22 protein-coding genes and 1 pseudogene are annotated in these 23,537 nt (G+C 73.2%); 13 read left to right on the top strand and 10 right to left on the bottom strand.

The annotated features are described in order from the left end of the window. Positions 1-44: 44 nt before the first annotated feature. The 3 genes and pseudogenes from ACZ7KX_RS18960 to ACZ7KX_RS18950 form a co-directional block, all read right to left on the bottom strand. Complete coding sequence (locus tag ACZ7KX_RS18960; protein WP_350521417.1) at positions 45-827, bottom strand: TIGR04222 domain-containing membrane protein; 783 nt, start codon at positions 825-827, stop codon at positions 45-47. A gap of 95 nt (positions 828-922) precedes the next feature. Further along, complete coding sequence (locus ACZ7KX_RS18955) at positions 923-2,008, bottom strand: TIGR04222 domain-containing membrane protein (RefSeq protein WP_470327392.1); 1,086 nt, start codon at positions 2,006-2,008, stop codon at positions 923-925. A 30-nt stretch (positions 2,009-2,038) separates the two neighbouring features. Continuing rightward, positions 2,039-3,348 (bottom strand): annotated as a pseudogene (locus ACZ7KX_RS18950) (MbnB/TglH/ChrH family RiPP precursor modification enzyme). 280 nt (positions 3,349-3,628) lie between these two features. Between ACZ7KX_RS18950 and ACZ7KX_RS18945 the strand changes: the two are divergent. The 8 genes from ACZ7KX_RS18945 to ACZ7KX_RS18910 all read left to right on the top strand — a co-directional run bounded on the left by ACZ7KX_RS18945 (position 3,629) and on the right by ACZ7KX_RS18910 (position 11,421). Beyond that, a complete protein-coding gene (locus ACZ7KX_RS18945) occupies positions 3,629-4,549 on the top strand; it encodes a GNAT family N-acetyltransferase (protein ID WP_470327391.1) in 921 nt (306 codons plus the stop codon). A gap of 117 nt (positions 4,550-4,666) precedes the next feature. Then, positions 4,667-5,470: a hypothetical protein gene (locus ACZ7KX_RS18940; protein ID WP_470327390.1), complete on the top strand. Its 804-nt coding sequence runs from the start codon at positions 4,667-4,669 to the stop codon at positions 5,468-5,470. 120 nt (positions 5,471-5,590) lie between these two features. Then, on the top strand, positions 5,591-6,604 hold the full coding sequence (locus tag ACZ7KX_RS18935) for an MBL fold metallo-hydrolase (protein ID WP_470327389.1): 1,014 nt from the start codon (positions 5,591-5,593) through the stop codon (positions 6,602-6,604). Between the two features lie 151 nt (positions 6,605-6,755). Continuing rightward, positions 6,756-8,753 carry an ATP-binding protein gene (locus ACZ7KX_RS18930; RefSeq protein ID WP_470327388.1) on the top strand — a complete coding sequence of 666 codons (1,998 nt, stop codon included), beginning with the start codon at positions 6,756-6,758 and terminating at the stop codon, positions 8,751-8,753. Further along, positions 8,750-9,181, top strand: coding sequence for a roadblock/LC7 domain-containing protein (locus ACZ7KX_RS18925; RefSeq protein WP_350521411.1), 432 nt, complete (start codon positions 8,750-8,752; stop codon positions 9,179-9,181). Before ACZ7KX_RS18930 ends, ACZ7KX_RS18925 begins: the two co-directional genes overlap by 4 nt. After that, positions 9,178-9,531, top strand: a complete 354-nt coding sequence (locus ACZ7KX_RS18920; RefSeq protein WP_350521410.1) for a DUF742 domain-containing protein — start codon at positions 9,178-9,180, stop codon at positions 9,529-9,531. Before ACZ7KX_RS18925 ends, ACZ7KX_RS18920 begins: the two co-directional genes overlap by 4 nt. A 139-nt stretch (positions 9,532-9,670) precedes the next feature. Beyond that, positions 9,671-10,231 (top strand): GTP-binding protein, encoded by a 561-nt coding sequence (locus tag ACZ7KX_RS18915; RefSeq protein WP_396547026.1) that lies wholly within the window; start codon positions 9,671-9,673, stop codon positions 10,229-10,231. After that, positions 10,228-11,421: a cytochrome P450 gene (locus ACZ7KX_RS18910; RefSeq protein ID WP_350521409.1), complete on the top strand. Its 1,194-nt coding sequence runs from the start codon at positions 10,228-10,230 to the stop codon at positions 11,419-11,421. The genes ACZ7KX_RS18915 and ACZ7KX_RS18910 overlap by 4 nt, the downstream gene beginning before the upstream one ends. Positions 11,422-11,581: 160 nt before the next feature. Here ACZ7KX_RS18910 and msrB read toward each other — a convergent pair whose 3' ends face one another. The 4 genes from msrB to ACZ7KX_RS18890 form a co-directional block, all read right to left on the bottom strand. Continuing rightward, the gene (gene msrB, locus ACZ7KX_RS18905; protein ID WP_350521408.1) at positions 11,582-11,986 is read right to left on the bottom strand and encodes a peptide-methionine (R)-S-oxide reductase MsrB; all 405 of its coding nucleotides are present in this window, start codon (positions 11,984-11,986) and stop codon (positions 11,582-11,584) included. Positions 11,987-12,025: 39 nt separating this feature from the next. Beyond that, positions 12,026-13,414 (bottom strand): UDP-N-acetylmuramate--L-alanine ligase, encoded by a 1,389-nt coding sequence (gene murC, locus ACZ7KX_RS18900; RefSeq protein WP_470327480.1) that lies wholly within the window; start codon positions 13,412-13,414, stop codon positions 12,026-12,028. A gap of 152 nt (positions 13,415-13,566) precedes the next feature. Then, positions 13,567-14,028 carry an indole-3-glycerol phosphate synthase gene (locus ACZ7KX_RS18895; RefSeq protein ID WP_350521407.1) on the bottom strand — a complete coding sequence of 154 codons (462 nt, stop codon included), beginning with the start codon at positions 14,026-14,028 and terminating at the stop codon, positions 13,567-13,569. Between the two features lie 73 nt (positions 14,029-14,101). Continuing rightward, positions 14,102-14,872 (bottom strand): pyrimidine reductase family protein, encoded by a 771-nt coding sequence (locus ACZ7KX_RS18890; protein ID WP_470327387.1) that lies wholly within the window; start codon positions 14,870-14,872, stop codon positions 14,102-14,104. Positions 14,873-14,985: 113 nt separating this feature from the next. Between ACZ7KX_RS18890 and zapE the strand changes: the two genes are divergently transcribed. The 5 genes from zapE (at position 14,986) to ACZ7KX_RS18865 (ending at position 20,512) form a co-directional block, all read left to right on the top strand. Continuing rightward, positions 14,986-16,029, top strand: a complete 1,044-nt coding sequence (gene zapE / locus ACZ7KX_RS18885; protein WP_350521523.1) for a cell division protein ZapE — start codon at positions 14,986-14,988, stop codon at positions 16,027-16,029. A gap of 93 nt (positions 16,030-16,122) precedes the next feature. Continuing rightward, entirely contained in the window at positions 16,123-16,350 is a 228-nt protein-coding gene (locus ACZ7KX_RS18880; RefSeq protein WP_470327386.1) for a helix-turn-helix domain-containing protein, read from the top strand. A 44-nt stretch (positions 16,351-16,394) separates the two neighbouring features. Next, positions 16,395-18,485, top strand: coding sequence for an excinuclease ABC subunit UvrB (uvrB, locus tag ACZ7KX_RS18875; RefSeq protein WP_470327385.1), 2,091 nt, complete (start codon positions 16,395-16,397; stop codon positions 18,483-18,485). Positions 18,486-18,734: 249 nt separating this feature from the next. Beyond that, positions 18,735-19,313 carry a TerD family protein gene (locus tag ACZ7KX_RS18870; protein WP_470327384.1) on the top strand — a complete coding sequence of 193 codons (579 nt, stop codon included), beginning with the start codon at positions 18,735-18,737 and terminating at the stop codon, positions 19,311-19,313. A 203-nt stretch (positions 19,314-19,516) separates the two neighbouring features. Next, positions 19,517-20,512 carry a TerC family protein gene (locus ACZ7KX_RS18865; protein ID WP_470327383.1) on the top strand — a complete coding sequence of 332 codons (996 nt, stop codon included), beginning with the start codon at positions 19,517-19,519 and terminating at the stop codon, positions 20,510-20,512. A gap of 63 nt (positions 20,513-20,575) precedes the next feature. Here the strand turns inward: ACZ7KX_RS18865 and ACZ7KX_RS18860 are convergent, their stop codons facing one another. From ACZ7KX_RS18860 to ACZ7KX_RS18850, 3 genes are all read right to left on the bottom strand, one after another. Continuing rightward, a complete protein-coding gene (locus tag ACZ7KX_RS18860; RefSeq protein WP_470327382.1) occupies positions 20,576-21,325 on the bottom strand; it encodes a GntR family transcriptional regulator in 750 nt (249 codons plus the stop codon). Between the two features lie 627 nt (positions 21,326-21,952). After that, a complete protein-coding gene (locus ACZ7KX_RS18855; protein WP_470327381.1) occupies positions 21,953-22,606 on the bottom strand; it encodes an MBL fold metallo-hydrolase in 654 nt (217 codons plus the stop codon). 48 nt (positions 22,607-22,654) lie between these two features. Further along, positions 22,655-23,389, bottom strand: coding sequence for a maleylpyruvate isomerase family mycothiol-dependent enzyme (locus tag ACZ7KX_RS18850; RefSeq protein WP_470327380.1), 735 nt, complete (start codon positions 23,387-23,389; stop codon positions 22,655-22,657). Positions 23,390-23,537: the final 148 nt, after the last annotated feature.

Genomic DNA, 23,537 nt, shown 5'->3' with positions numbered 1-23,537 from the left:
GGCGCAGTCTGCCCTGATCAGGGGTGGGCGCAGCCGGATCCGGGTCAGGTGCGGTGCGGGCGCAGGGCGGCGCGGAGGCGGGCGTCGGGGAGGACGGCCGGGCCGTTCATGGCGACGGCGGTGAGCAGTTCGCGCTCCTCGTCGTCGGCGAGGCCGCGCTGGCGGGCTGGGCGGACCTCCCGCAGCACCTCCTGGCCGATCGGGGAGGCCCAGCGGGTGTAGGGGTAGACGTCCACCCGGGCCATCAGCAGGGTGCCCGAGGTGAGCACCAGCGGCAGGGAGAACCAGGCGAGCGGGGTGAGGGTGTCACCGCCGGTGAAGCCGCTGACCGCCAGCGAGGCAGCCAGCAGGACCAGCGAGAGCAGCAGCGCGTGCCGGACCTGCCGGACGACCACGACGGTGCTGCGCTGCACCAGGGCCGGGGTGGCCAGGCCGGCCAGTGCGAGCCGGGCGCCGATCTCCAGCACGGTGGGGTGCTCGGCCATCGCCCGGCGCAGCTCGTCCGTGCGGCACTGGCCTTCCGGGCCGACGGTGGCGATGATCGCCCGCTCCAGGCGGCTGCGGCCCTTGGGGTCGACCACGGTGGTCCAGCCGGTGTGCGCCAGGTGCAGCCGGCCCCGGCCGGCCATCAGGACGAGGGCCAGTTCGACCACCCGGTCCGGGCCGCCGGCCAGGTAGGCGGTCTCGTAGAGCCCGATGCCGACGGCTTCCGGTGGGCGCAGCCCGTCCTGTTCGGCCAGGGCGTCGGCGGTGGCGGTCATCCGGACCAGCCGGAGGCAGGAGAGGACCGCCGCGACACAGGCCGGTATGAGGAAGAGCAACCACATGGGCTTGTTGTATGCCTGGCCCGATGGCGCGGGGAACGCCTTCCCGGTCCGCGATACCGAACTGTGACGTCGGTCGTGGGACGAACCGGGGCCGGTCAGGAGCCGCAGCCGCCCCCGCCGCAGCTCGATCCGCAGCTGGAGGACGAGGAACCGCAGCTGGAGGAGGAGCCGCAGCTGGAGGACGACGAGCCGCAACTGCCGGAGGAGGAGCCGCAGCTGGACGAGCCGCAGCCGCTGCCCCCGCCGGAGGAACCGGAGTCGGAGGAGCCGCACCAGGCGGCGGGGCTGCCGGACGAGCACGAGGAGGACGAGGACGACGAGGACGACGAGGACGACGAGGACGAGGAGTTCGTGAACCAGGACGAGCTGGTGGAAGCCTGTCGCATCATTTCCTCCTCCTCGGCCGTCGCGCCGAGCATCGCGGCCTCCAGCTCCTGGTCCTCCAGCCCGGCGGCGGCCAGCCCGCCCAGGGCGAGCGCGCCCAGCAGCGCGCCGCCCGCCAGCATGGGCGGCACCCCCGAGCCGGGCGTCCACGGCGAGCCGCCCATCAGGGTCAGCTGGCGTGCCCCGGCCGGGGTGATCCGGCCCCTGACCGGCCAGGTGGCCAGCAGCGTGACGGCGCCCACGAACAGCAGGAGGCCCGGGATCCAGAGGTCGGGGCGGTCGTGGCCGGGGGCGCCGTCGTCGAGCAGCGCGGCGGCGACGGCGAAGGCCACGACGACGAGCATCGCGAGCCAGAGCAGCCGGCGGGCGGTGCGGGCCCGCCGCAGTCGCTCGGGGCGGCGCAGCAGGCCGCGGTCGGCGAGCCGGCCACCGATCTCCTGGACGGCGTCCGAGCGCATCACCATCCGGCGCAGCGGGCCGATCTCCCGGCTGCCGGTGGGGCCGACGGCCTCGTGGACCGCCTGGTCGACGGCGTCGTACGGCTTGCCGCCGGTGAGCGTGACCAGGCCGGAGCGGCTGATCACGACCTGCTCGGCCAGGTGCATCCGGACCAGCGCGGTGTCGAACACCCGGCCCGGCCCGCCGGACAGGAACGCGGTGTCCAGCAGCGGCAGACCGCGGCCGGGCAGGCCCTTGGCGTACCGGACGCGGCCGATGTGCTGCCGGGTCCGGGAGGCGTACAGGGCGGCGGCCGCCAGCAGGACGGCCGGGACGACGAAGTAGCTGTTGTGCCACATGGGCGGTTCCCCCGGGATGACGATGGGTCGCTAGCCGCGCAGGGCCCGGCGAAGGCGGGCGAGCGGGCCGGGCGGCCGTACGGGTGCCGGGTGGAGCCACTGCTCCAGGGCCCGGCGGTGGTGGGCGGCGGTCGGTCCGCCGTCGGTGAGCACCCACTGGGCGAAGGCCCGGGCGTCGGCGCGGTAGCCGCCGGTCTGCGGGTGGGTGCGGGCGTAGTCGAGGAAGAGCGGCCCGTACCGGTCGCCGAGCAGGCGGGGCAGGTCCGGGGCCACCTTCGCGGTGGTGTCGCGCCGCTTGGCGGCGAGGCCGGTGGACTGGACGCGGACCTGGACCGGGTCGAAGCCGGGCGGGACGGGCCCGCCGGCCACCAGGGCGGCCAGCAGCTCCTCCTGGCGCCGGGCCAGCCGCTCCCGGGCACCGGCGGTGCCGGTGGCCTCCGGGGCTGCGGTCGGGCCGGTCGCCGTGGTCGGGTCGCTCGTCACCGGGTGCTCCCCTCCAGCACCCGGCGGATGGCGTCCAGTTCACCGGCCAGCTCACTGGGCGGCGGGAAGTTCGCGTCCCGCTCCAGCAGGACGCCGGGCGGTGCCACCCGCGCGCAGAGCTCGGCCAGCACCTCCAGCACCGGCTCGGTGACGGGGTGGGCGTGCGTGTCGTGCCAGGTTCCGTCGACCAGGGTGCCGCCGGCGACGTGGACGTAGGCGAGCGCTTCCAGCGGGAGGCGGTCGAGTTCGGCGGCCGGGTCGACGCCGAGGTTGACCCGGTTGGTGTGCAGGTTGGCGACGTCGATCAGCAGCCGGACGCCGGTGCGGCCGACCAGCTCGGCGAGGAACTGCCCTTCGGTGAACTCGTCGTCCGGCCAAGCGAGTTGGGCGGCGATGTTCTCCAGGGCGAGTGGCACCGGGAGCTGGTCCTGGGCGATCCGGACGTTCTCGGCGATCACCCGCAGCGAGTCCCGGGTGCGGGGGACGGGCAACAGGTGACCGGCCTCCAGACCGCCGGCCCGGACGAAGGCCAGGTGCTCGGTCACCAGCGGGGATCCGAGCGCCAGCGCGGTGTCGGCGAGCCGGGCGAGACGGCCGGTGTCGGGCAGCTCGGCGCCGCCGAGACCGAGGCCGACGCCGTGCGGGACGACGGTGACGCCGCGCTCGCGCAGCGCCGTCAGAGAGTCGGGCAGGTGGCCGGCGCAGACGTTCTCGGCGACGACCTCGACCCAGTCCAGGCCGGGTTGGCGCTCGACCACGGTGTCGATCTCCGGGCGCCAGCCGAGGCCGACACCCAGGCGGGTGGGGACGGCGGGGCCGGTGGCCGGTACGGGCCGGTCCAGGGCAGCGGAAGTCATGGGGTCGCCCCCTTCGGAGGGCTGGGGTGGGAGGGCCGTCGGGTGGTGCGGGCGTCGTCGCCGGGCTTTCCGCGGCCGTGTTGCTGAGGATGTCCCCGGGCGGGGTGGCTGCCAAGCCTCACCCGGTCTTCTCAGAGCATTATTTGAGCTTGCCGCTTCGGAAGGCCCGGCTCCGGCCCGGCTCCGGCCTTGCGCCGCGGCCGTTCCCGCAGCTGGGGCTCCCTTTCGCGGGCGGTAATTCGGAGGCGGTGCGCGGGCGGCGCGGCTAGCGTGGGAATCCATGACTTCTTTGACGATCCGTGAATTCCACCCCGACGACGCCGCCGCCGTGGCGGCCGCCCACCGGGCCGGGCGCGAGCACCTGGTGCTGAGCGCCGAGGCCCTGCTGTGGCTGAACGACCGGCCGAATCCCGACGCGCACTTCCGCACCTTCGTCGCCGAGTGCGACGGCCGGGTGGTCGGTGCGGTGCGCTGCGGGCTGGTGCGCGGGACGACGACCGTCGGCGTCGGGTACGCCAACGGCAGCGTGCTGCCGGAGTTCCGGCGCCGCGGCGCCGCGACCGCACTGCTGGCCGCGGCCGAACGGCACCTGGTCGAGCACGGGGTGACGGAGCTGCACACCTGGCTGGACGACGAGCCCGCCTCGCTGGCCTTCGCCGCCGCCCGGGGCTACGAGCCGGGGCGCCCCGCGCAGTTCGGCGGACGGGACCTGACGCTGCCGCTGCCGCAGGCACCGGTCCGGCCGGCCGGCGTCGAGCTGCGCCCGGCCACCGACTGGGCGGACGACCCCCGCCCGCTGTTCCTGGTCGAGGCGGACGCCGTCCGGGACGAGCCCGGCGAGGTGCCGATGGACGCCCTGGAGTACGAGGAGTGGCTGCGGGGCGACTGGGCCCGGCCGGACCTGGACCTGACGCTGACCGTGGTCGCCGTGGTGGACGGCGAGCCCGCCGCGTTCACCCTGGCGCAGACCGACGGGGTGGACCGCTACTGGTCCGCGTTCACCGCCTGCCGCCGGGACTTCCGCGGGCGCGGCCTGAGCAAGCTGGCCAAGCTGGAGTCACTGCGCCTGGCGGCCGCGGCGGGCTACCGGCGCGCGTACACCTCCAACGACGAGACCAACGCGCCGATGCTCGCGGTCAACGCGTGGCTGGGGTACGAGCGCTGCGCGGGGGAGCGCAAGGGGATCAAGCGCCTGAAGTGACCCTCGGAGCGGTGATTCTGACACCCGGAATCGCCGTCAGGGGGGTATTTCAGGCCACGGGCGGGGACTTAACCAGGGCGTACGGTTCGTGGTCGAGTCTTCCTCCGGGGGGATGATATGGACATCCTGCTCCAGGTGCTGATCGCATCGGTTCCGGCCGTGATCGGCTTCCTCGCGGCCCGCTCCCTCGCCCGGACGAGACTGTTCCTGCGCTACGGGTTCCTGAGGGCGCTGCTCGCGCCGTACAACCGGGTGCAGATCATCACGCCGAGCATCGAGGTCGCGGAGTTCGCCCTCACCTCGGACGGCTGCCAGCTGACCAGCCGCGGGCCGAAGAACGTGCTGTTCATGCCGATGGCCGAGGCGAGGGCGATAGCGGAACTCACCGACCTGCTGCGCAAGGTCAACCGGAAGGCGACGATCGAGCTGGTGGTGGCGGGCGCGCAGGACCCGCGGATGCCGACCTTCTCGATCGGCGGCCCGAGCGTCAACGCCTACTCCGGCGGCGTGCTGGACGCGGTGTTCCCGGACTTCGCGATCGAGTACCCGGAGGCGGCCCGCGCCCGCTGGGGCGGGATGACCTTCGAGGCGCTGTTCAACCCGGCCGGGGAGCTGATCCGCGACCACGGCTTCGTCTTCGTCACCCGCACGCCCCGGCAAGCGCCCTGTGTCGTGCTCTGCGGGGTGTTCGCCTTCGGCTCCGCGATGGCGGTGGAGGCGCTGACGGCGGCGAGCCGGAACTCCCCGCTGGCGGCGCTCTTCCGCTCGGGGGAGAAAGGATTCGCCGCGGTGGAGGGCCGGGTGATCGGGCTGGACACGGTGGACGTCACGGTCGAGGTCTGCCGGGTCCTGCCCGCGCCCCGGTCGGACGTCCCGTCGGGCTTCCGGGGCGAGGTGTCCGTCAGTCGTCCCGACCAATGAGACAATTGGTCTCGGACCTGCGGTGCGAATCCGGACAGACGGGCGAGAGCACGCCATGAACTCCGGCTATTCGTACAGGTTTTGCCCCGCCCTTGACGCATCATGGGCATAATCGCGCACATGACGATCAACCGTGCGAACGTGAGCGCGATTGCCGAGGACCTGTACGTGTGGCTCCCCCCGAAGCGGGGCTGGGGCCTGGCCAACTGCGGACTGCTGGCCTCCGACACGACCGCGCTCTGGATCGACACGCCCTACGACCCCTCGATGGCGGGGGAGTTCCTCGCCGCGAGCCGCCGACTGCTGCCGGCCGGGGTCGAGATCGACCGGGTGGTCGTCACCCACGCCAACGGCGACCACCTGTGGGGCGCCGGCGTGGTGCCGGACGCCGAGGTGATCGCCACCCGCGAGGCGCTGGAGCACATCCACTGGGAGCCCACCCCGAAGCAGCAGCACGCCCTGGTCACCGACAGCGACCCGGACTCGCTGCTCGGCGGCTACCTCAGGGAGCACTTCGGGCGCTTCGACTGGTCCGCCACGGACCCGGTGCACCCGGACACCGTCTTCACCGGCGAGCTGGAGCTGCGGGTCGGACGCCACCCCGTGCAGATCACCAGCCTGCCCGCCGCCCACACCGGCGGCGACCTGATCGTCCACCTCCCGCACCAGCGTGCGGTGTTCACCGGCGACGTCATCTTCTCCTCGACGCCGGAGCAGCCCGGCGACCATCCCTCGCACTGGGCGGGCCCGTTGGAGAACGTCATCGGCGCCTGCGAGCAGGCCCTGGCCACCGGCGCGGAGATCTTCGTCCCCGGCCACGGCCCGGTGCTCGACCGCGACGGCGTCCGGGGGCACATCGGCTACCTCGCGTACGTCCGCGAGCGCGCCCACGCCCTGCACGCCGCCGGCATACCCGCGCTGGACGCCGCCCGGCGGGTGATCGCCGAACAGCGCCACCCCGAACTCGGCCTGCCCGAGCGGCTGGTGCTCACCGTCGCCGCCGAGTACCGGCACCTGGACGGCTCGGCGGCGCCGGGCGCGCTGGAAGCCATGGGGCAGGTCGCCCTGGTCGCCCGGGAGCTGGCCGAGGGCCCCGCCGCCCGGATCCCGCGCCCGCGCACCGCCCGGAACTGACACCCGGCTCCGCGCCCGGCGGCTCCGCGCCCCGGTTCCGTGCCCCGCCCGGAACCGGGCCGGCCGGGAAGCCGCCTCCCATGCCCCGCCCGGAACCGGGCCCGCCCGCCCGCCTGCCCGGCCCGCCCCGCAAGCACTCCCGAGGACTCCGATGACGCAGATCGCGCTGATCGCCCTGGCGCTGGTCGCCGCCGTGGCCGCGGCCGTGCTCGCCCGCGGCCGGGCCGGGGCCGTCGCCCGCGCGGCGGCCGCCGAGACCGCGCTCACCCGGGGCGAGGAGCGCGCCCGCGTCGCCGAGGGCCGCCTCGCCCGCACCGAGCAGCAACTGCGCGAGGCCCAGGAGACCGCCCGGCGCTCCACCGACGAGGCCCGGCGGGCGGAGGGCCGCACCCGCGTCGCCGAGGACGCCGTCCACGAGGCGCAGGACGCGGCCCGGGAGGCGCAGGAGGCCGTCCGGGACGCCCTGCGGCAGGGCGCCGCCGCGACCACCCGCGCCGAGGAGGCCGACCACCGCCTGGCCGCCGCCGAGGCGCGCGCCGCCGCGCTGCTCGCCGAGATCGGTCACCTCGCCCAGGAGCGGGTCGCCGCCACCGCCGTACGGCTCAGCCACGCCAACGCCCCGGTGGTCGGCCCGCTGGACCCGCAGATCGTCGGCCCGGAGGCCGTCCGGGCGCTGCAGTCCGTGCTGGACGCCACCACCGCCGCCCTCGCCGACGAACGCGAACGGGTGGACGCCGCCGCCCGCGCCGCGATGCGCGGTGCCACCTCCCGGATCCAGACCCTGCTCTACCAGATCCAGAGCCTGGTCCAGCAGCTCCAGCACGACAACGACGACCCCCGGCTGCTGGAGGTCGACTTCCGCAACGAGGTCGCGCTGCGCCGGATCCAGACCGTCGCGGTGCTCTGCGAGGCCTGGCCGGGCCTGGCCCGCACCGACTCGCCGCTCGCCGAGGTCGTCGTCGGCGCCCTCTCCCGGGTGCCCGGCTACGCCCGGGTCAAGGTCGCCAACCACCTGCGGGAGCACCGGCTCGCGGTGGTCGCCCGGGCCGCCGAGCCGATCGCCGTCACCATCGCCGAGCTGCTCGCCAACGCCACCGCCTACTCCCACCCGGAGACCGACGTCCCGGTCACCGTCCAGCAGGGCGGCCGCGGCGCGCTGGTGATCATCGACGACAGCGGCATCGGCATGGACGAGGACCAGCTGCGCCGCGCCCGCCGACTGCTCTCCGGCCCGCCGGACCTCCTGCTCACCGAGCTCGGGAACCCGCCCAAGACCGGCTTCGCGGTGATCGGCAAGCTCGCCCGCCAGTACGGCTTCTCCTGCCACATCGAGCCCTCGCCGTACGGCGGCATGCGGACCATCCTGCGCATCCCGGCCGGACTGGTGACCGTCGTCGACGACGAGCAGCCGCTGTCGGTGCTCACCCCGCTGCCGTTGCGGGCCGGGTCCGGCCCCGCGCCCGCGCCCACCGTCGTCGGCGTCCCGCCGATGCGCGACGCCGACGAGCAGAACGGCCCGCAGCTCGCCGACCGCCACCACCAGCCCGGACCGCACCCGGCACCGGCCATCCGCGTGGTGCCCGACCCGGGCACCGGCGGCCCGTCGGGGGACGCGGCGGTCCCGGACGGCCGGACCTCCCCCGCGCCCGAGGCCGCCCCGGCTTCCCCGGCTTGCGACGGCGCCCCGGCCTCCCGGGCTCTCGACGGTGCCCCCGCTTCCGACGGCGCCTCCGCCGCCCGGGCCTCCGGCGACGCCCCGGCCGACGACGGCACCGGCCTGCCCACCCGGCGCCGCCGCCGTCCGCTGGCCCCCGAGGAGGCCGGTGCGCCCGCCGCCACCACGGGCTCGGCCGTCGGGTCGGCTGTGGGATCCGTCGGCGGATCCGACGCCCCCGGTCGGTCCCCCGAGCGGGCCGCCGCCCGCTGGCAGGCGCTGCAGCAGGGCACCGACTCCGGCCGGGCCGCCGTGGCGCAGGCCGAACGCGAGAGTGCCGAACGCGAGAGTGCCGAACGCGAGGCCGCCGAACGCGCACGCGCCGCGACCCAGGACAGCACCACCACCGCCGGCACCCCCGGCGACACCACCACCGCCCGCCCCACCGGTGACCACACCACCGGCCCGACGACCTTAGAAGGAGCCGAGCAGTGAGCAGCTCGCCCAGCCCGACCGCCACCGACGAGATCTCGTGGGTGCTGACCCCGCTGCTGGAGCTGCCGGGGGTGCTGCACGCGGTCATCGCCACCGGGGACGGCCTGGTCGAAGGGGCCTCGGAGAGCCTGGGACGGGCCTCCGCCGAGCGGGTTGCCGCGATGACCGCCACCGTGCACGCCGCCGCCCGCGCCTTCACCGGCGCGTTCACCGACGCCGAACGGCCGCGGCTGGCCCAGACCGTGGTGGAGTCCGACCTCGGCTACGCCATCGTCGTCCCCGCCGGGGAGAACACCTCGCTCGCCGTGTTCACCACCCCGGACGCCCAGCTCGGCAACGTGTCGTACCAGATGCAGGTGCAGGTCGCCGCCCTGGGCCGCGCGCTCGCGAGCCCGTGCCGGCGGCAGGGCGACACCGGCCGGTCATGACCGCCGTCCCCCGCAGGCGGATGGTGCCCGCCTACCTGGCCACCGGCGGCCGCAGCCGCCCCGGCACCGAGGGCTTCGAGCGACTGACCGTCCTGTTCGCCGACCGTGCCGAACCGCCGACCGGGCTCGAACCCGAACACCGCCGGCTCTGGGAACTGCTGTGCCCCGGCGCGCTGACCGTGGTGGAGGCCGCCGCGCACCTGCGCCTGCCGGTCAGCGCCACCGTCTTCCTCGCGGCCGACCTGGTCGAGGCGGGCTGCCTGCACGCCCGCGCACCGATCCCGCGCGCCCAGCAGACCGACCGCTCCATCGTCGAGAGGCTCCTCGTTGGACTCCGTGCGCTCCGGTGACCGGGCCGCCGACCCGGTCGGCCGGTCCGTCGATCCACCCGTCGACCCGCCCGACGGCCACCACGACGCCAACCCCGACGGCCACCCCGCGGGGCCGCCGGACCGGGTGGGCTACCTGCCCGACCGGGACCAGACGCTGATGAAGCTGGTGGTCGCCGGCCCCTTCGGCGTCGGCAAGACCACCCTCATCCGCACCCTCTCCGAGATCGCCACCCTGCACACCGAGGAGGCGATGACCGAGACCGGACGCCCGGTGGACGACCTGGCCGGCCTGCCCGAGAAGACCACCACCACCGTCGCCGTGGACTTCGGCCGGCTCACCCTGCCCGGCAACGTGGTGCTCTACATGTTCGGCACCCCCGGCCAGCGCCGGTTCTTCCCGCTCTGGCAGGACATCGCCCGCGGCGCCCTGGGCGCGCTGGTGCTCGCCGACACCCGCCGGCTGGCCGACTCCTTCGAGATCATGGACATGGTCGAGGAACAGGGCCTGCCGTACGCCGTCGCGGTCAACTGCTTCCCGGACGCGCCGGTCCACCCGGTCGAGGTGCTCCGCGCCCACCTGGACCTGCACCCCGCGACCCCCCTCCTGCTCTGCGACGCCCGCGAACGCGAGGGCAGCCTGGACGCGCTGATCGCGCTGGCCGAGCACGTCCTCGACGCCCTGCCCACCGCCTCCACCGTCACCCAGGAGTGCCCGTGACCGTCGAGACCCGCCCGATCCCGATCCACGGCCCGGTCTTCGCCGCCGACCCGCAACTCGTCTACGAGCGGCTGCGCCGGCACGGACCGGTCGCCCCGGTGGAGATCGCGCCCGGCGTCGAGGCCCTGCTCGTCACCGACTACCAGGCCGCGCTGGACCTGCTGCGCGACAGCGACACCTTCTCCAAGGACTCCCGTGCCTGGCAGCGGACCGTCCCGCCGGACTCCCCGCTGCTGCCGGTGCTCGGCTACCGCCCGACCGCCCTGTTCAGCGACGGCGAGACGCACGCGCGCTACCGCGCGGTGATCACCGACGCCCTCGCGCTGTTCGAACCGCACCGGCTCCAGCGCCAGGTCGCCGAGACCGCCCACCGGCTGATCGACCGCTTCGCCGCGGTCGGCCGCGCCGACCTGATCGCCGAGTACGCCCGCCAGGTGCCAGCCTCCGTGCTCACCACGTGGTTCGGCGTGCCGGAGGCGCAGCACGCCGAGGTGGTCGCCGCGATCACCGGGCTGATCGAGGGCACCGCGCAGGCGGGCGCCGCGTACGGGAAGCTCCTCGCGGTGGTCACCGCCATGGTCGCCGAACGCCGAGAGCGCCCCCGGCACGACCTCGCTTCCTGGTTCGTCACCCACCCGCGCGGGTTGGACGACGACGAGGCGATCCGGCAGATCAGCCTGACCATGATCGCCGGGCACGAGCCGACCACCAACCTGATCGGCAACGCCCTGCTGCGCCTGCTCACCGACGCCCGCTACGCCGGCTCGTTGTTCGGCGGCGCGATGACCGCCCACCAGGCGATCGACGAGGTGCTCTGGCACGAGCCGCCGCTGGCCAACCTCTCCGCGCACTACCCGCGTTACGACATCGTGTTCCACGGCCGTGAGATCAAGGCCGGCACCCTCCTGCTGGTCTCCTACGCGGCCGCCAACTCCCAGGCCGCACCGCCCACCGACGGCGGCGGGCTGCGCAGCGGCGAGAGCGCCCACCTGGCCTGGGCGGCCGGCCCGCACGCCTGCCCGGCCCGCGACCCCGCCCTGCTGATCGCGATCACCGCGATCGAGCAGCTGGGCAGCCGCCTCAGCGACCTCGAACTGTCCACCCCTGCCGAGGAGTTGCTCTGGCGGCCGGGCCCGTTCCACCGCGCCCTGGTGCACCTGCCGGTCCGCTTCGAGCCGGTCGCCGGGTAACGCCCGCGCGGCCCGCCGGGTACGAAGGCCCGCCGGGTACGAAGGCCCGGCGGTGCAACGCACGAAGGCCCGGCGGTACGAGGACCCGGACGCCCCGGAGGCCGCGGACAGCACGGAGGCCCGGACACCGCAGGGTGTCCGGGCCTCCTCGCCGCGCGGCCTACTCGGCCGGCCGCAGCGTCAGCGAGACGCTGTTGATGCAGTAGCGCTGGTCGGTCGGCGTGCCGTAGCCCTCGCCCTCGAAGACGTGCCCGAGGTGCCCGCCGCAGCGCGCGCAGCGCACCTCGACCCGGCGCATGCCGAGCGTGGTGTCCTCGATGTACTGGACCCGGTCCTCGGCCAGCGGCGCGTAGTACGAGGGCCAGCCGCAGTGGCTGTCGAACTTGGTCTCGGAGCTGAACAGCTCCGCGCCGCAGGCCCGGCAGCCGTAGACGCCGACCGTCTTGGTGTCGGTGTACTCACCGGTGAACGGCCGCTCGGTGCCCGCCTCGCGGAGCACGTGGTACTCCTCGGGGCTGAGCTCGGCGCGCCACTCGGCCTCGGACTTCTCGATCTCGTAGCTCATCACGGCTCCCGTTCGCGGTGGACGTCGGACGGACGTACGTCAGACGTTGGAAGCAACGTTCGCGAGGTGCTCCAGGATTTCCGGCCCGAGGTTGGTGACGTCGCCCGCGCCCATGGTGAGCAGCAGGTCGCCCGGGCGGGCGAGGCCGGCCAGCACGGCGGGGGCGGCCGCGAAGGAGTGCTCGGCGGTGACCTCGGCGCCGGCCCGGCGGGCGGCGTCGATGATCAGCTCGCTGGTCACGCCGGGGATCGGGTCCTCGCGGGCCGGGTAGATGTCCAGCACCACGGAGGCGTCGGCCAGCGCCAGGGCCTGGCCCATCTCCTCGGCGAGCTGCTGGGTGCGGCTGAACAGGTGCGGCTGGAAGACCACCAGCACCCGGCCCTCGCCGTCCAGGCCCTCGCGGATCGCCTCCAGGTCGGCGGTCATCTCGGTCGGGTGGTGGGCGTAGGAGTCGATCACCTGGACGCCGGCGGCCTCGCCCTTGAGCTGCAGGCGGCGGCGCACGCCGGTGTAGGCGCCGAGCGCCTTGGCCAGGTCGGCGGCCGGGACGTCCAGCGCGACGCCCGCGGCCAGCGCGGCGACGGCGTTGTGGGCGTAGTGGCGGCCGGGCACCGAGACGGTGAAGGTCAGCTCGGTGCCGTCCAGCAGGACGGTGACCTCGCTGGTCATGCCGCGGGCGACCACCGAGAGCACCCGGACGTCGGCGTCCTCGGCGGAGCCGACGGTGACCACGTTCAGGCCCTCGCGGCCGGCCACCCGGGAGGTCAGCTCGCGGGCGCCGTCGTGGTCGGCGGAGACCACCAGGGTGCCGCCGGGGACGATCCGGCCGACGAAGGTCTCGAAGGACTCGTAGATCTCGTCGATCGAGGCGTAGTTGGCGTGGTGGTCCAGTTCCACGTTGAGCACGATCGCCACCTCGGGCGCGTACTTGTGGAAGCTGCGGTCGCTCTCGTCGGCCTCGGCGACGAAGATCTCCCCGGTGCCGTGGTGGGCGTTGGAGCCGGGCGCGTCGAGGTCGCCGCCGATCGCGTAGGACGGGTCGAGGCCCAGTTCGCCGAGGGCGACGGCGAGCATGCTGGTGGTGGTGGTCTTGCCGTGGGTGCCGGCCACCGCGAGTGCGCGGCGGCCGCCCATCAGCGCGGCCAGCGCGTCGGAGCGGTGCACCACCGGGATGCCGCGCTCGCGGGCGGCGGCCAGCTCCGGGTTGTCGGCGCGGATCGCGCTGGAGACGACCACGCTGCTGGTGCCGTCCGGCACGTGCTCGGCGGCGTGGCCGACGTGCACGGTGGCGCCGAGGGCGCGCAGCGCGAGGACGGTCTCGGACTCCTTGGAGTCGCTGCCGGAGACGCTGGCACCGCGCACTGCGAGGATCTTCGCCAGGCCGGACATCCCGGCGCCGCCGATGCCGATGAAGTGCGGGGCGTGCAGGTCGTGCGCGGCGTCGTTCAAGGCGTGGCTCCGTACGGGCGGGGGCAGACAGGTCGGGCGGACGGCTCGGCGCCCGTCGGCGTGGGAGCCGACGTGGGAACCGTCCTCGCGGGCGGACCGCAAGGACGATTCTGCACCACCGGCGCCCGCAGCTAGGAGTCGCTGGCGAACAGCCTCAGCACCGGGACCCCCACCTTGTGCCGGGCCTGCGAGGCCCAGTCGCGGTGGAAGAACTCCTCCACGAAGTGCGGTGAGGTGAGCACCACCACCTCGTCCGCCCGGTGCTCCTCGACGACCGCGCGCAGCCGTTCCAGGGGCTTGTCCTCGACCAGCTCGCCCACCGCCTCGGCCCCGGCCGCGCGCAGGTGGCGCAGGCTGTGCTCCAGCGACTCGGTGGCCACGGTCGGCCCGCTCTCGGACTCGTCGTGCTCGTGCCTCACCTTGTCGAGGTGGCCGAGGGCCACGTCGTCGAGCGCCCGCAGCAGTTCGTCCTGCTTGCCGCGCGGCTGCATCAGGACGACGAAGGAGACCTTCTCGTCGCTGTGGAGCGTGGTGACGAGTTCCACGTCCGCGTCCGAGAGAGCCTTTTCGATCATCAGTACCGTCTTGAACACGTGAGTCCCTTCCAGTGGCCGGCCCCCGGGCCCCGGCATCGCATAACGGGATCACGAGCGGGGGGTCACGGGGTCATTCCGAACCCAGGTGACGCAGGTAGCGGGTGAAGAGGAATCCTTTCTGCTCGATCAATGAGACCAGCCGCATCCGCTGCACGTCAGGCATTTCCGCATCGCGGAGGATGCGCGGCGCGTCGCCGCCGGTGAGCAGCGGGGCGAGCGACAGGCACAGCTCGTCCAGCAGGTCCGCCGCCGCGAGCTGCCCCAGCAGGCGCGGGCCGCCCTCGGTGAGCAGCCGGGTCCAGCCCCGCTCGGCCAGCGCGGCCACGCCCGCCCGCAGGTCCACCGAGCCGGTGCCGGCGAGTACCACGTCGGCCACCTCGGCGGCCGCCCGGCGGCGCTCCTCGGGGGCGTCCTCGGTGGTGATCACCACCGTCCTGACCAGCGGTTCCGTGAACAGCGGCGCGGTCAGGTCCAAATCCAGCGAGCGCGTCACGATCGCGATCACCGGCGCCGGGGCCTGTCCGGCCGCGGCCCGGGCCGCCGCGAACTCCCTGCGGGCCCGGGCCGGCCGGTAGCCCTCCGCGCGGACCGTCTCCGCACCCACCAGCACCACGTCCGACAGCGCCCGCAGCACCCCGAAGATCCGCTTGTCGGCGTCGCCGGAGAGCCCCTCGGACAGGCCGTCGAGCCGTGCCCCGCCGTCCAGGCCGGCCACCATGTTGGCGCGCAGCCACGGGCGGCCCCGATTCACCTGTTCGGGGTACGCGTACACGGCGGCGAGCGACTCCAGTGCGGCCGGATCGGCGACCGGCTCACCCAGCGGGCTGATCAACTGTTGCATGCCCTCAGTGTTCCACCGCAGGTCGTCCGGAGGCGGTTCGGAGGCCACCGGGACCAGGCGTACCCTCTACTGATGTGCCCGCAGCCTCCCGCCCCGACACCGCGACCGAGTCCATAGCCACCGCGAGCGCGGCCGGCTCCCCGATCGCGCTCACCGACCGCCGTCCCGTCGTGCCCGCCGAGCGGCTGGTCGCCGAGATGGTCCCGCCGCCCCGGTTCGCCGAGGTGAGCTTCGGGTCGTACATCCCGGACCAGAGCCAGCCCAGCCAGTACGAGGCCGTCCAGGTCCTGGAGCAGTTCGCGGCCACCCTGGCGGGAGGAAACGGTTCCGCACCCAAGCGCAGCTGGTTCCGCCGCTCCGCCCCCGCGCCCACCGGCCCGGCCGGCGTCTACCTCGACGGCGGCTACGGCGTCGGCAAGACCCACCTGCTCGCCTCGCTGTGGCACTCCGCCCCGGGGCCGAAGGCCTTCGGCACCTTCGTCGAGCTGACCAACCTGGTCGGCGCGCTCGGCTTCCAGCAGGCCGTGCAGACCCTGTCCGGGCACACGCTGCTCTGCATCGACGAGTTCGAGCTGGACGACCCGGGCGACACCGTGCTGGTCTCCACCCTGCTCGGCCGCCTGGTCGACAACGGCGTCAAGCTGTGCGCCACCTCGAACACCCTGCCCGAGAAGCTGGGCGAGGGCCGCTTCGCCGCCGCCGACTTCCTGCGCGAGATCCAGGGCCTGTCCGCGCACTTCCGCCCGCTGCGGATCGACGGCCAGGACTACCGCCACCGCGGCCTGCCCGACGCCCCGCCGCCGTACTCCGACGAGGCCGTCGAGGCCGCCGCCGCCCGCACCCCCGGTGCCTCGCTGGACGACTTCGACGCCCTGCTCGCCCACCTCTCCGCCGTCCACCCCAGCCGCTACGGCGCGCTGCTGGACGACGTCACCGCGGTCTGCCTGCGCGGCGTGCACCAGGTCGACGACCAGTCCACCGCCCTGCGCCTGGTCGTCCTGGCCGACCGCATGTACGACCGCGAACTGCCCGTCACCGCCTCCGGGATCCCCTTCGACCGGGTCTTCCCCGAGGACATGCTCCGCGGCGGCTACCGCAAGAAGTACCTGCGCGCGATCTCCCGCCTCGTCGCCCTGGCCCGCGACAGCGCGAAGTAGACCGTGACCTCCCCCCTTGCCCGGCAGTTCCCACTGCCGAGCAGGGGGGAGAGGCGTGACCGCGGTGAGGGGTCCCGGGCGGCCGGGCGGCGGATGGCGCCGGCCGAAGCGGTGTACGCCCGCCGCTCCGCGCTCGGCTGGAGCCCGGCAGAGCTCGGCGAGCGGGCCGGGCTGGCCGAGGAGACGGTCGAGAGCATCGAGGAGAGCGGCGTCGACCCCACGCTGCCGCTGATCGAGCAGCTGGCCGCCGCCTTCGATTCCGTCGTGCGGATCGGTCCTGCCCGGGAGCCGGCCATGAGCTTCGAGGCCCACGCGGCCTGAGCGAAGCGACCCCGCCTGTCAGTGGTGGGTCGTACGGTGGAGTCGTGCGTCCCATCACGAGTATTGAGCGGTCCGTGGCGCCCTTCGAGGTCGTCAGTCCCTTCCAACCGAACGGTGACCAGCCGGCGGCGATCGCCGAGCTGGAGCGGCGGATCAGGGGAGGGGAGAAGGACGTCGTGCTGCTCGGTGCCACCGGTACCGGCAAGTCGGCCACCACGGCCTGGATGATCGAGAAGCTGCAGCGGCCCACCCTGGTGATGGCGCCGAACAAGACGCTGGCCGCGCAGCTGGCGAACGAGTTCCGCGAGCTGCTGCCGAACAACGCGGTCGAGTACTTCGTCTCGTACTACGACTACTACCAGCCCGAGGCGTACGTCCCGCAGACGGACACCTACATCGAGAAGGACTCCTCGATCAACGAGGAGGTCGAGCGGCTGCGCCACTCGGCGACCAACTCGCTGCTCACCCGCCGGGACGTGGTCGTGGTCGCGTCCGTCTCCTGCATCTACGGCCTCGGCACCCCGCAGGAGTACGTGGACCGCATGGTGCCGCTCAAGGTCGGCCAGGAGATCGACCGGGACGACCTGCTGCGCCGCTTCGTGGACATCCAGTACGCCCGCAACGACGTCGCCTTCACCCGCGGCACCTTCCGGGTGCGCGGCGACACCATCGAGATCTTCCCGGTCTACGAGGAGCTCGCCGTCCGGATCGAGATGTTCGGCGACGAGATCGAGGCGCTCTACACGCTGCACCCGCTCACCGGCGAGATCATCAGCCAGGACGACTCGGTCTACGTCTTCCCCGCCTCGCACTACGTGGCCGGCCCCGAGCGCATGGAGCGCGCGATCACCGGCATCGAGCAGGAGCTGGAGCAGACGCTCGCCCGGATGGAGAAGCAGGGCAAGCTGCTGGAGGCCCAGCGGCTGCGGATGCGCACCACCTACGACATCGAGATGCTCCGCCAGATCGGCACCTGCTCGGGCGTCGAGAACTACTCGATGCACTTCGACGGCCGCGAGCCCGGCTCCCCGCCGAACACCCTGCTCGACTACTTCCCGGAGGACTTCCTCCTGGTCATCGACGAGTCGCACGTGACCGTCCCGCAGATCGGCGCGATGTACGAGGGCGACGCCTCGCGCAAGCGCACGCTGGTCGAGCACGGCTTCCGGCTGCCGTCCGCGATGGACAACCGCCCGCTGAAGTGGGAGGAGTTCCTGGGGCGGGTCGGCCAGACGGTGTACCTGTCGGCGACGCCCGGCCAGTACGAGCTGTCGCGGGGCGACGGCCAGGTCGAGCAGATCATCCGCCCGACCGGCCTGATCGACCCCGAGGTGATCGTCAAGCCGACCGAGGGCCAGATCGACGACCTGGTGCACGAGGTCCGCACGCGGGTCGAGCGGGACGAGCGCGTGCTGGTCACCACGCTGACCAAGAAGATGGCCGAGGACCTCACCGACTACATGCTCGGCCTGGACATCCGGGTCCGGTACCTGCACAGCGACGTGGACACCCTGCGCCGGGTGGAGCTGCTGCGCGAGCTGCGGGCGGGCCGCTTCGACGTGCTGGTCGGCATCAACCTGCTGCGCGAGGGCCTGGACCTGCCCGAGGTCTCGCTGGTGGCGATCCTGGACGCCGACAAGGAGGGCTTCCTGCGCTCCGGCACCTCCCTGATCCAGACGATCGGCCGCGCGGCCCGCAACGTCTCCGGCCAGGTCCACATGTACGCGGACAGGATCACCGCGGCGATGGAGAAGGCCATCGACGAGACCAACCGCCGCCGGGCCGTGCAGCAGGCCTACAACAAGGAGCACGGCATCGATCCGCAGCCGCTGCGGAAGAAGATCGGCGACATCCTGGACACCCTCGCCCGGGAGGACGTGGACACCGACGAGCTGCTGTCCACCGGCTACCGCAGCCCGGGGAAGGGCAAGGCCCCGGTGCCGGCGCTGGGCGCGGAGCGCAAGCCCGCCAAGTCCCTGCCGGCCGCCGAGCTGGCGGACCTCATCCAGGAGATGACCGACCGGATGCACACGGCCGCCGCCGACCTGCAGTTCGAGGTCGCGGCCCGGCTGCGCGACGAGGTCAAGGAGCTGAAGAAGGAGCTGCGGCAGATGCGCGAGGCCGGCGTGGCGTAGCCGCTCGACCGGCGCGCCCGGGCTTGGCCGGAATGGCACCGGTCAAGCCCGGCGGTGTCTCAGCCTTGCCACAAACGGGGAAACCCTGAGGAGGCGGGGGTGTCGCAGGGCCTAGGCTGGCCTGCGGCATCGCGCTCACTGGACGGGCGCGGGCCGTATGCAGAGGGGGCCTCAGCCGGGGGACGGCGACGGGGTGTTCCAGGGGAGCCGGGCGGCAGCGACCGCGTGGCCGGCAGAGAGGACAACGTCGTGTCGGTGAACCTTGCCAAGGGGCAGCGGGTCAGCCTCCAGAAGGGGCAGGGCGGCGCCCTGACCGTGGTCCGGATGGGCCTCGGCTGGCAGGCCGCCCCCAAGCGGGGCCTGTTCGGCAGCCGCACCAGGACGATCGACCTGGACGCCTCGGCCCTGCTGTACGCCGAGCGGACCCCGTCCGACGTGGTGTTCTTCCAGCACCTGGAGAGCAATGACGGCTCCGTCCGGCACACCGGGGACAACCTGCAGGGCGGCTCGGGCCACGAGGACGACGAAGCGATCCTGGTCGACCTGATGCACGTGCCCGCGCACATCACCCAGGTGGTGTTCACGGTGAGCTCGTACACCGGGCAGACCTTCGCCGAGGTGCAGCGGGCGCACTGCCGACTGGTGGACGAGACCACCGGGCTGGAGCTGGCCCGGTACGAGCTGGCGGGCGGCGGGCCGCACACCGGGCAGATCATGGCCAAGGTGGTCCGGGACGGCAACGGCGGCTGGGAGATGCAGGCGATCGGCGCCCCGGCGAAGGGGCGCACCTTCCAGGACCTGCTGCCGGCGATCGAGCCCTACCTCTGATGCCGGCCTCCTGACGACTCTTTACCTTCTTTACCTTTCTTTGCCTCTCCTGTTACTCTCGATGGCAGCGGAGGGGAGTATTCCTCGACAGCCGACCCCGTCATCACGGGTGCCCGTCGCGGCACCCCGGGGCGCTGGCCCGATGGGCGGAAGAGACCTCCGGCAGTGACGACCTGTCTCGCCTAGCTGCCGGAGGAGCAGTAATGGACGTTTCCGTGACCATGTGGGGCGCGACGATCGGTGTGCTGATCGCACTGATCGTGGCGGACTTCTTCATCGGCGGGCGCAAGCCGCACGAGGTCTCGCTCAAGGAGGCCGGGATCTGGACGGCCGTCTGGGTCGTGCTGGCGCTGCTCTTCGGCGGTTTCCTGTGGTGGCACTCCGGCGGGCAGCCGGCGGGTGAGTTCTTCGCCGGCTACATCACCGAGAAGTCGCTCAGCGTCGACAACCTCTTCGTGTTCATCCTGATCATGGGCAAGTTCGCGGTGCCGAGGATCTACCAGCAGCGCGTGCTGATGTTCGGCGTGATCATCGCGCTGGTGCTCCGGGCGGCGTTCATCGCCGGCGGCGCGGCCCTGGTCACCCAGTTCTCCTGGGTGTTCTTCATCTTCGGCGCCTTCCTGATCTGGACCGCCTGGAAGCTGATCAAGGAGGCGCGGGCCGAGGAGGAGGACGAGGAGTTCGAGGAGAACCGCCTGCTCAAGTCGATCACCCGGCGCTTCCCGTCCACCGACGGCTACCGCGGCACCAAGCTGCTGGTCCGGGAGCACGGCCGCCGGCTGATCACCCCGATGCTGATCGTCATGCTGGCCATCGGCACCACGGACGTGCTGTTCGCCCTGGACTCGATCCCGGCCATCTTCGGCCTCACCCAGGACCCGTACATCGTGTTCACGGCCAACGCCTTCGCCCTGATGGGTCTGCGCCAGCTGTACTTCCTGATCGGCGGCCTGCTGAAGAAGCTGGTCCACCTGAGCTACGGCCTGTCGGTGATCCTCGGCTTCATCGGCGTGAAACTGGTGCTGCACGCCGCCCACGAGGCGGGCGCGACCTGGGCCCCGGAGATCGGCATCCCGTTCTCGCTCGGCTTCATCGTGGTGGTGCTGGCCGTCACCACGTTCACCAGCCTGCGGGCCTCGAAGAAGGCCGAGCAGGCCGAGCGCGCCGAGCAGGCCGAGCCCGCGAAGCTCGACGCCTGACCGAGAAGTCGAACGGATTGGGGCCCCGCCGCCGGATGCGTCATCCGGCGGCGGGGCCCCGTTCTATGGGCGTCGGCCGTACTCGGCGACCCAACGCGAGCCGAGGAGCACGATGTCGGCCGTCTCGACCGGCCGGCCGGTGGCCTGGTCGTAGTAGGTGCGCTCGATCGCCATCACGGGGACGGCGGGTGCCGCGCCGAGGGCTTGGGCCTCGGCGCGGCTGGCCTGGCGGGTGGTGACGCGTTCGACCGGCGTGCCGACCTCGATGCCAATGAGGGCCATCCGGTCAGCGACACCGATGCCCGCGTGCGGACCAGCCTCCGGTAGAACGATCAGGCTGCCGCCGGTGATCGCCATGGGTTCCCAGCTCTCGGCGAGCTGGGCCGGGTCGCCGTCTGCCAGATACACATAGCTGGTGTGCATCACCGGATCGCCTGGCTGGATCTCCAGCCGGGCCGCGATCCGGGTGTCGGCAGCACGAGGCTGCGACTCGTGCCTCCAGGTGCCGATCACGCCTTGCCGGGCGAGGGCGGCCTCGGTCGGCGAACCGTCTCCCGGCGCCGCGCGCTGGCGCCGGACGAGAACCGCCGGCGGCTCCTGGGATTTCACGTAGTAGCCCGCCCCGGGGCGGGCGAGCACGAGCCCTTCGTCGATCAGCAGGGCGTAGGCCCGCTGGATCACGCCCGTCGAGACATCGTGCTCGCGCTGGAGCGCGCTGATGGACGGCATTCGATCGCCTGGCTGAAGCCGCCGGGAGGTCAATTGACCGCGCAGGGCATCCGCGACCTGCAGGTAGGCGGGCGTGTCGCTCATGCCTCGGACCTCCTCGCTCGAATCGTTCGCTGCGGCTGACACCGTAACGCTGACAGCGCTACTCTATCGATACGATTCCACTGTATCGATATGGGGAACGTCGATGGAGATCAGCATGCGCACAAGCTTGCTCAAAGCGTCTCTCTGCCAGGCGGCAGGGGCTCCCGTGAGAATCACCATGGGGAGAGCGGGCCGCGTTCGGCTCTCGACGACCGCGCCCACTGACACCTCGTCCACCCGGTGGACCGAAGTGCTCGACATCCTCCGGTCGGGCTGCGAGTGGGGTTCCACCGATGCCACCGGCCGGGTAGTCGTCTGGGTGGAACTGGAGGACTTCAACATGACGGACCTGAGGGCCTGGTCGTGACCGCCGCCGCCCGTCGGTCGGCGACGTCGACCGGCATCGTGATCCGCTTCGAGGTGGGCCGGGCCGGGCGCTACGTCAGCGCCGAATGTCAGCTGGACGCGCACTGGGCTTGCCCCGGTGGCATTCGCGAGGTGTCCGGTGCCTTCACATTGGTGTGCCTCTGCATGGAGCCGGCATGTGCCTGCGCCCGGCATCTCTCTGGAGGCGGGCAATGATTCGGGCTGGTCGGCTCCGCCCGGAGCCGACCAGCCCGGAAAGCGTCACCAGCCGCGCTCGCGCCACTCGTCGAGGTGGGGGCGCTCGGCGCCGAGGGTGGTGTCGTTGCCGTGGCCGGGGTAGACCCAGGCCTCGTCCGGCAGGGCGTCGAAGATCTTCTCGTTGACGTCCCGGAAGAGGCTCTTGAAGGCCTCCGGGTCCCCCCAGGTGTTGCCGACGCCGCCGGGGAAGAGGCAGTCGCCGGTGAAGACGTGCGGGTGCCCCTGCGGGTCGTCGTAGACCAGCACGATCGCGCCCGGGGTGTGCCCGACCAGGTGGCGGACGGTGAGTTCGACGTCGCCGACCCGCAGCCGGTCGCCGTCGGCGAGGCGCAGCTCGGTGGGGACGTCGATGCCCTCGGCGTCGTGCTCGCCGGCGGCGGTGCGGGCGCCGGTGGTGGCGACCACCTCGGCGAGGGCACCCCAGTGGTCGTGGTGCCGGTGGGTGGTGACCACGGTCTCCAGGTCGTCGCCGACGGTCTCCAGCAGCACCGGGGCGTCCGCGGCCGCGTCGATCAGCAGCTGCTCGTCGGTGGCCCGGCAGCGCAGCAGGTAGGCGTTGTTGTCGTACGGGCCGACCGCCACCTTGGTGATGATCAGGTGTGCGAGTTCCCGCACGTCCGGCGGTCCACCGACCTTGACCGCTCCGTGGTACGTCATGCGTCCGCTCCTCGTCCGGCTACAGGGTTCAGGATCATCCTCGCGCCGTCAGCCCATCGGGGGAAGCTGGGGGAGGGCGGTGTCGGGGGTGCGGCGCAGGCCGGTGCCGGCGGAGCGGCCGGAGAGCCAGGCGGTCAGCGCGCGGACGGGGCCCTCGACGGTCAGGGCGGGCTCGCCGGTGCCGATCGCGGCGCGGTCCCCGGTGTCCTCGGCGGCCAGCCGGACGGCGGGCAGGTCGGTGTCGGCCAGGCCCTTGGCCAGCTTGTGGAACTGGGCGACGGCGAAGGACTCCGGCCACTGCGCGGGGGTGTGCCCGGCGTCCAGGTCGACGTGGTGGTACTCCAGCTCCAGCAGGCGCTTGTGCGGGATGTCGAAGGCCGGGAAGAGGTAGCCGGTGCGGTGCCGGATCTCGGCCGTCCAGGCCTCGGGGGTCAGCAGCGCGGCGGCCTCGGCGAAGCGGGCGTGCGACTCGCGCAGGTCGGCGAGGTGGGCCTCCAGCGGGCGGGGCGCGTCGCGCTCGATGTCCTGGTCCCGGGCCTCGTTGCTGGCGTACTGCGGGATGTCGGCGCCGGTGCGGGCGCCGGTCAGCAGGTTGACCAGGGAGTCGGCGTTGCGGGCGAGGTGGGCCAGCACGTGGCCACGGGTCCAGCCCGGGAGCGCGGAGGGCTCGGCGACGGCCCCGGGCCCCAGCCCGGAGACGGTCTGCAGCAGGCGCTGGGTGCTCGCCTCGACCTGGCCGAGCCAGGAGGCGGCGGAGGCGGCGGCGGACTGCGGGTCGGTCATCGAATCTGCCTTCTGTCGGGAGACTGCGCGTTGCCCGCAGGGGGCTTCGCTCGTTGACCAGTCGACGCTACCGCCGGATCCGGGCCCTGAGCAGGGAGTTTTTCGGTACGCGCACGGTGTGGGTACGGACCGTCCCGGCCCCGCCCTC

It is taken from the genome of Kitasatospora sp. NPDC038210 (assembly GCF_055600605.1).
This window is presented reverse-complemented; position numbering and strand designations above follow the sequence as displayed.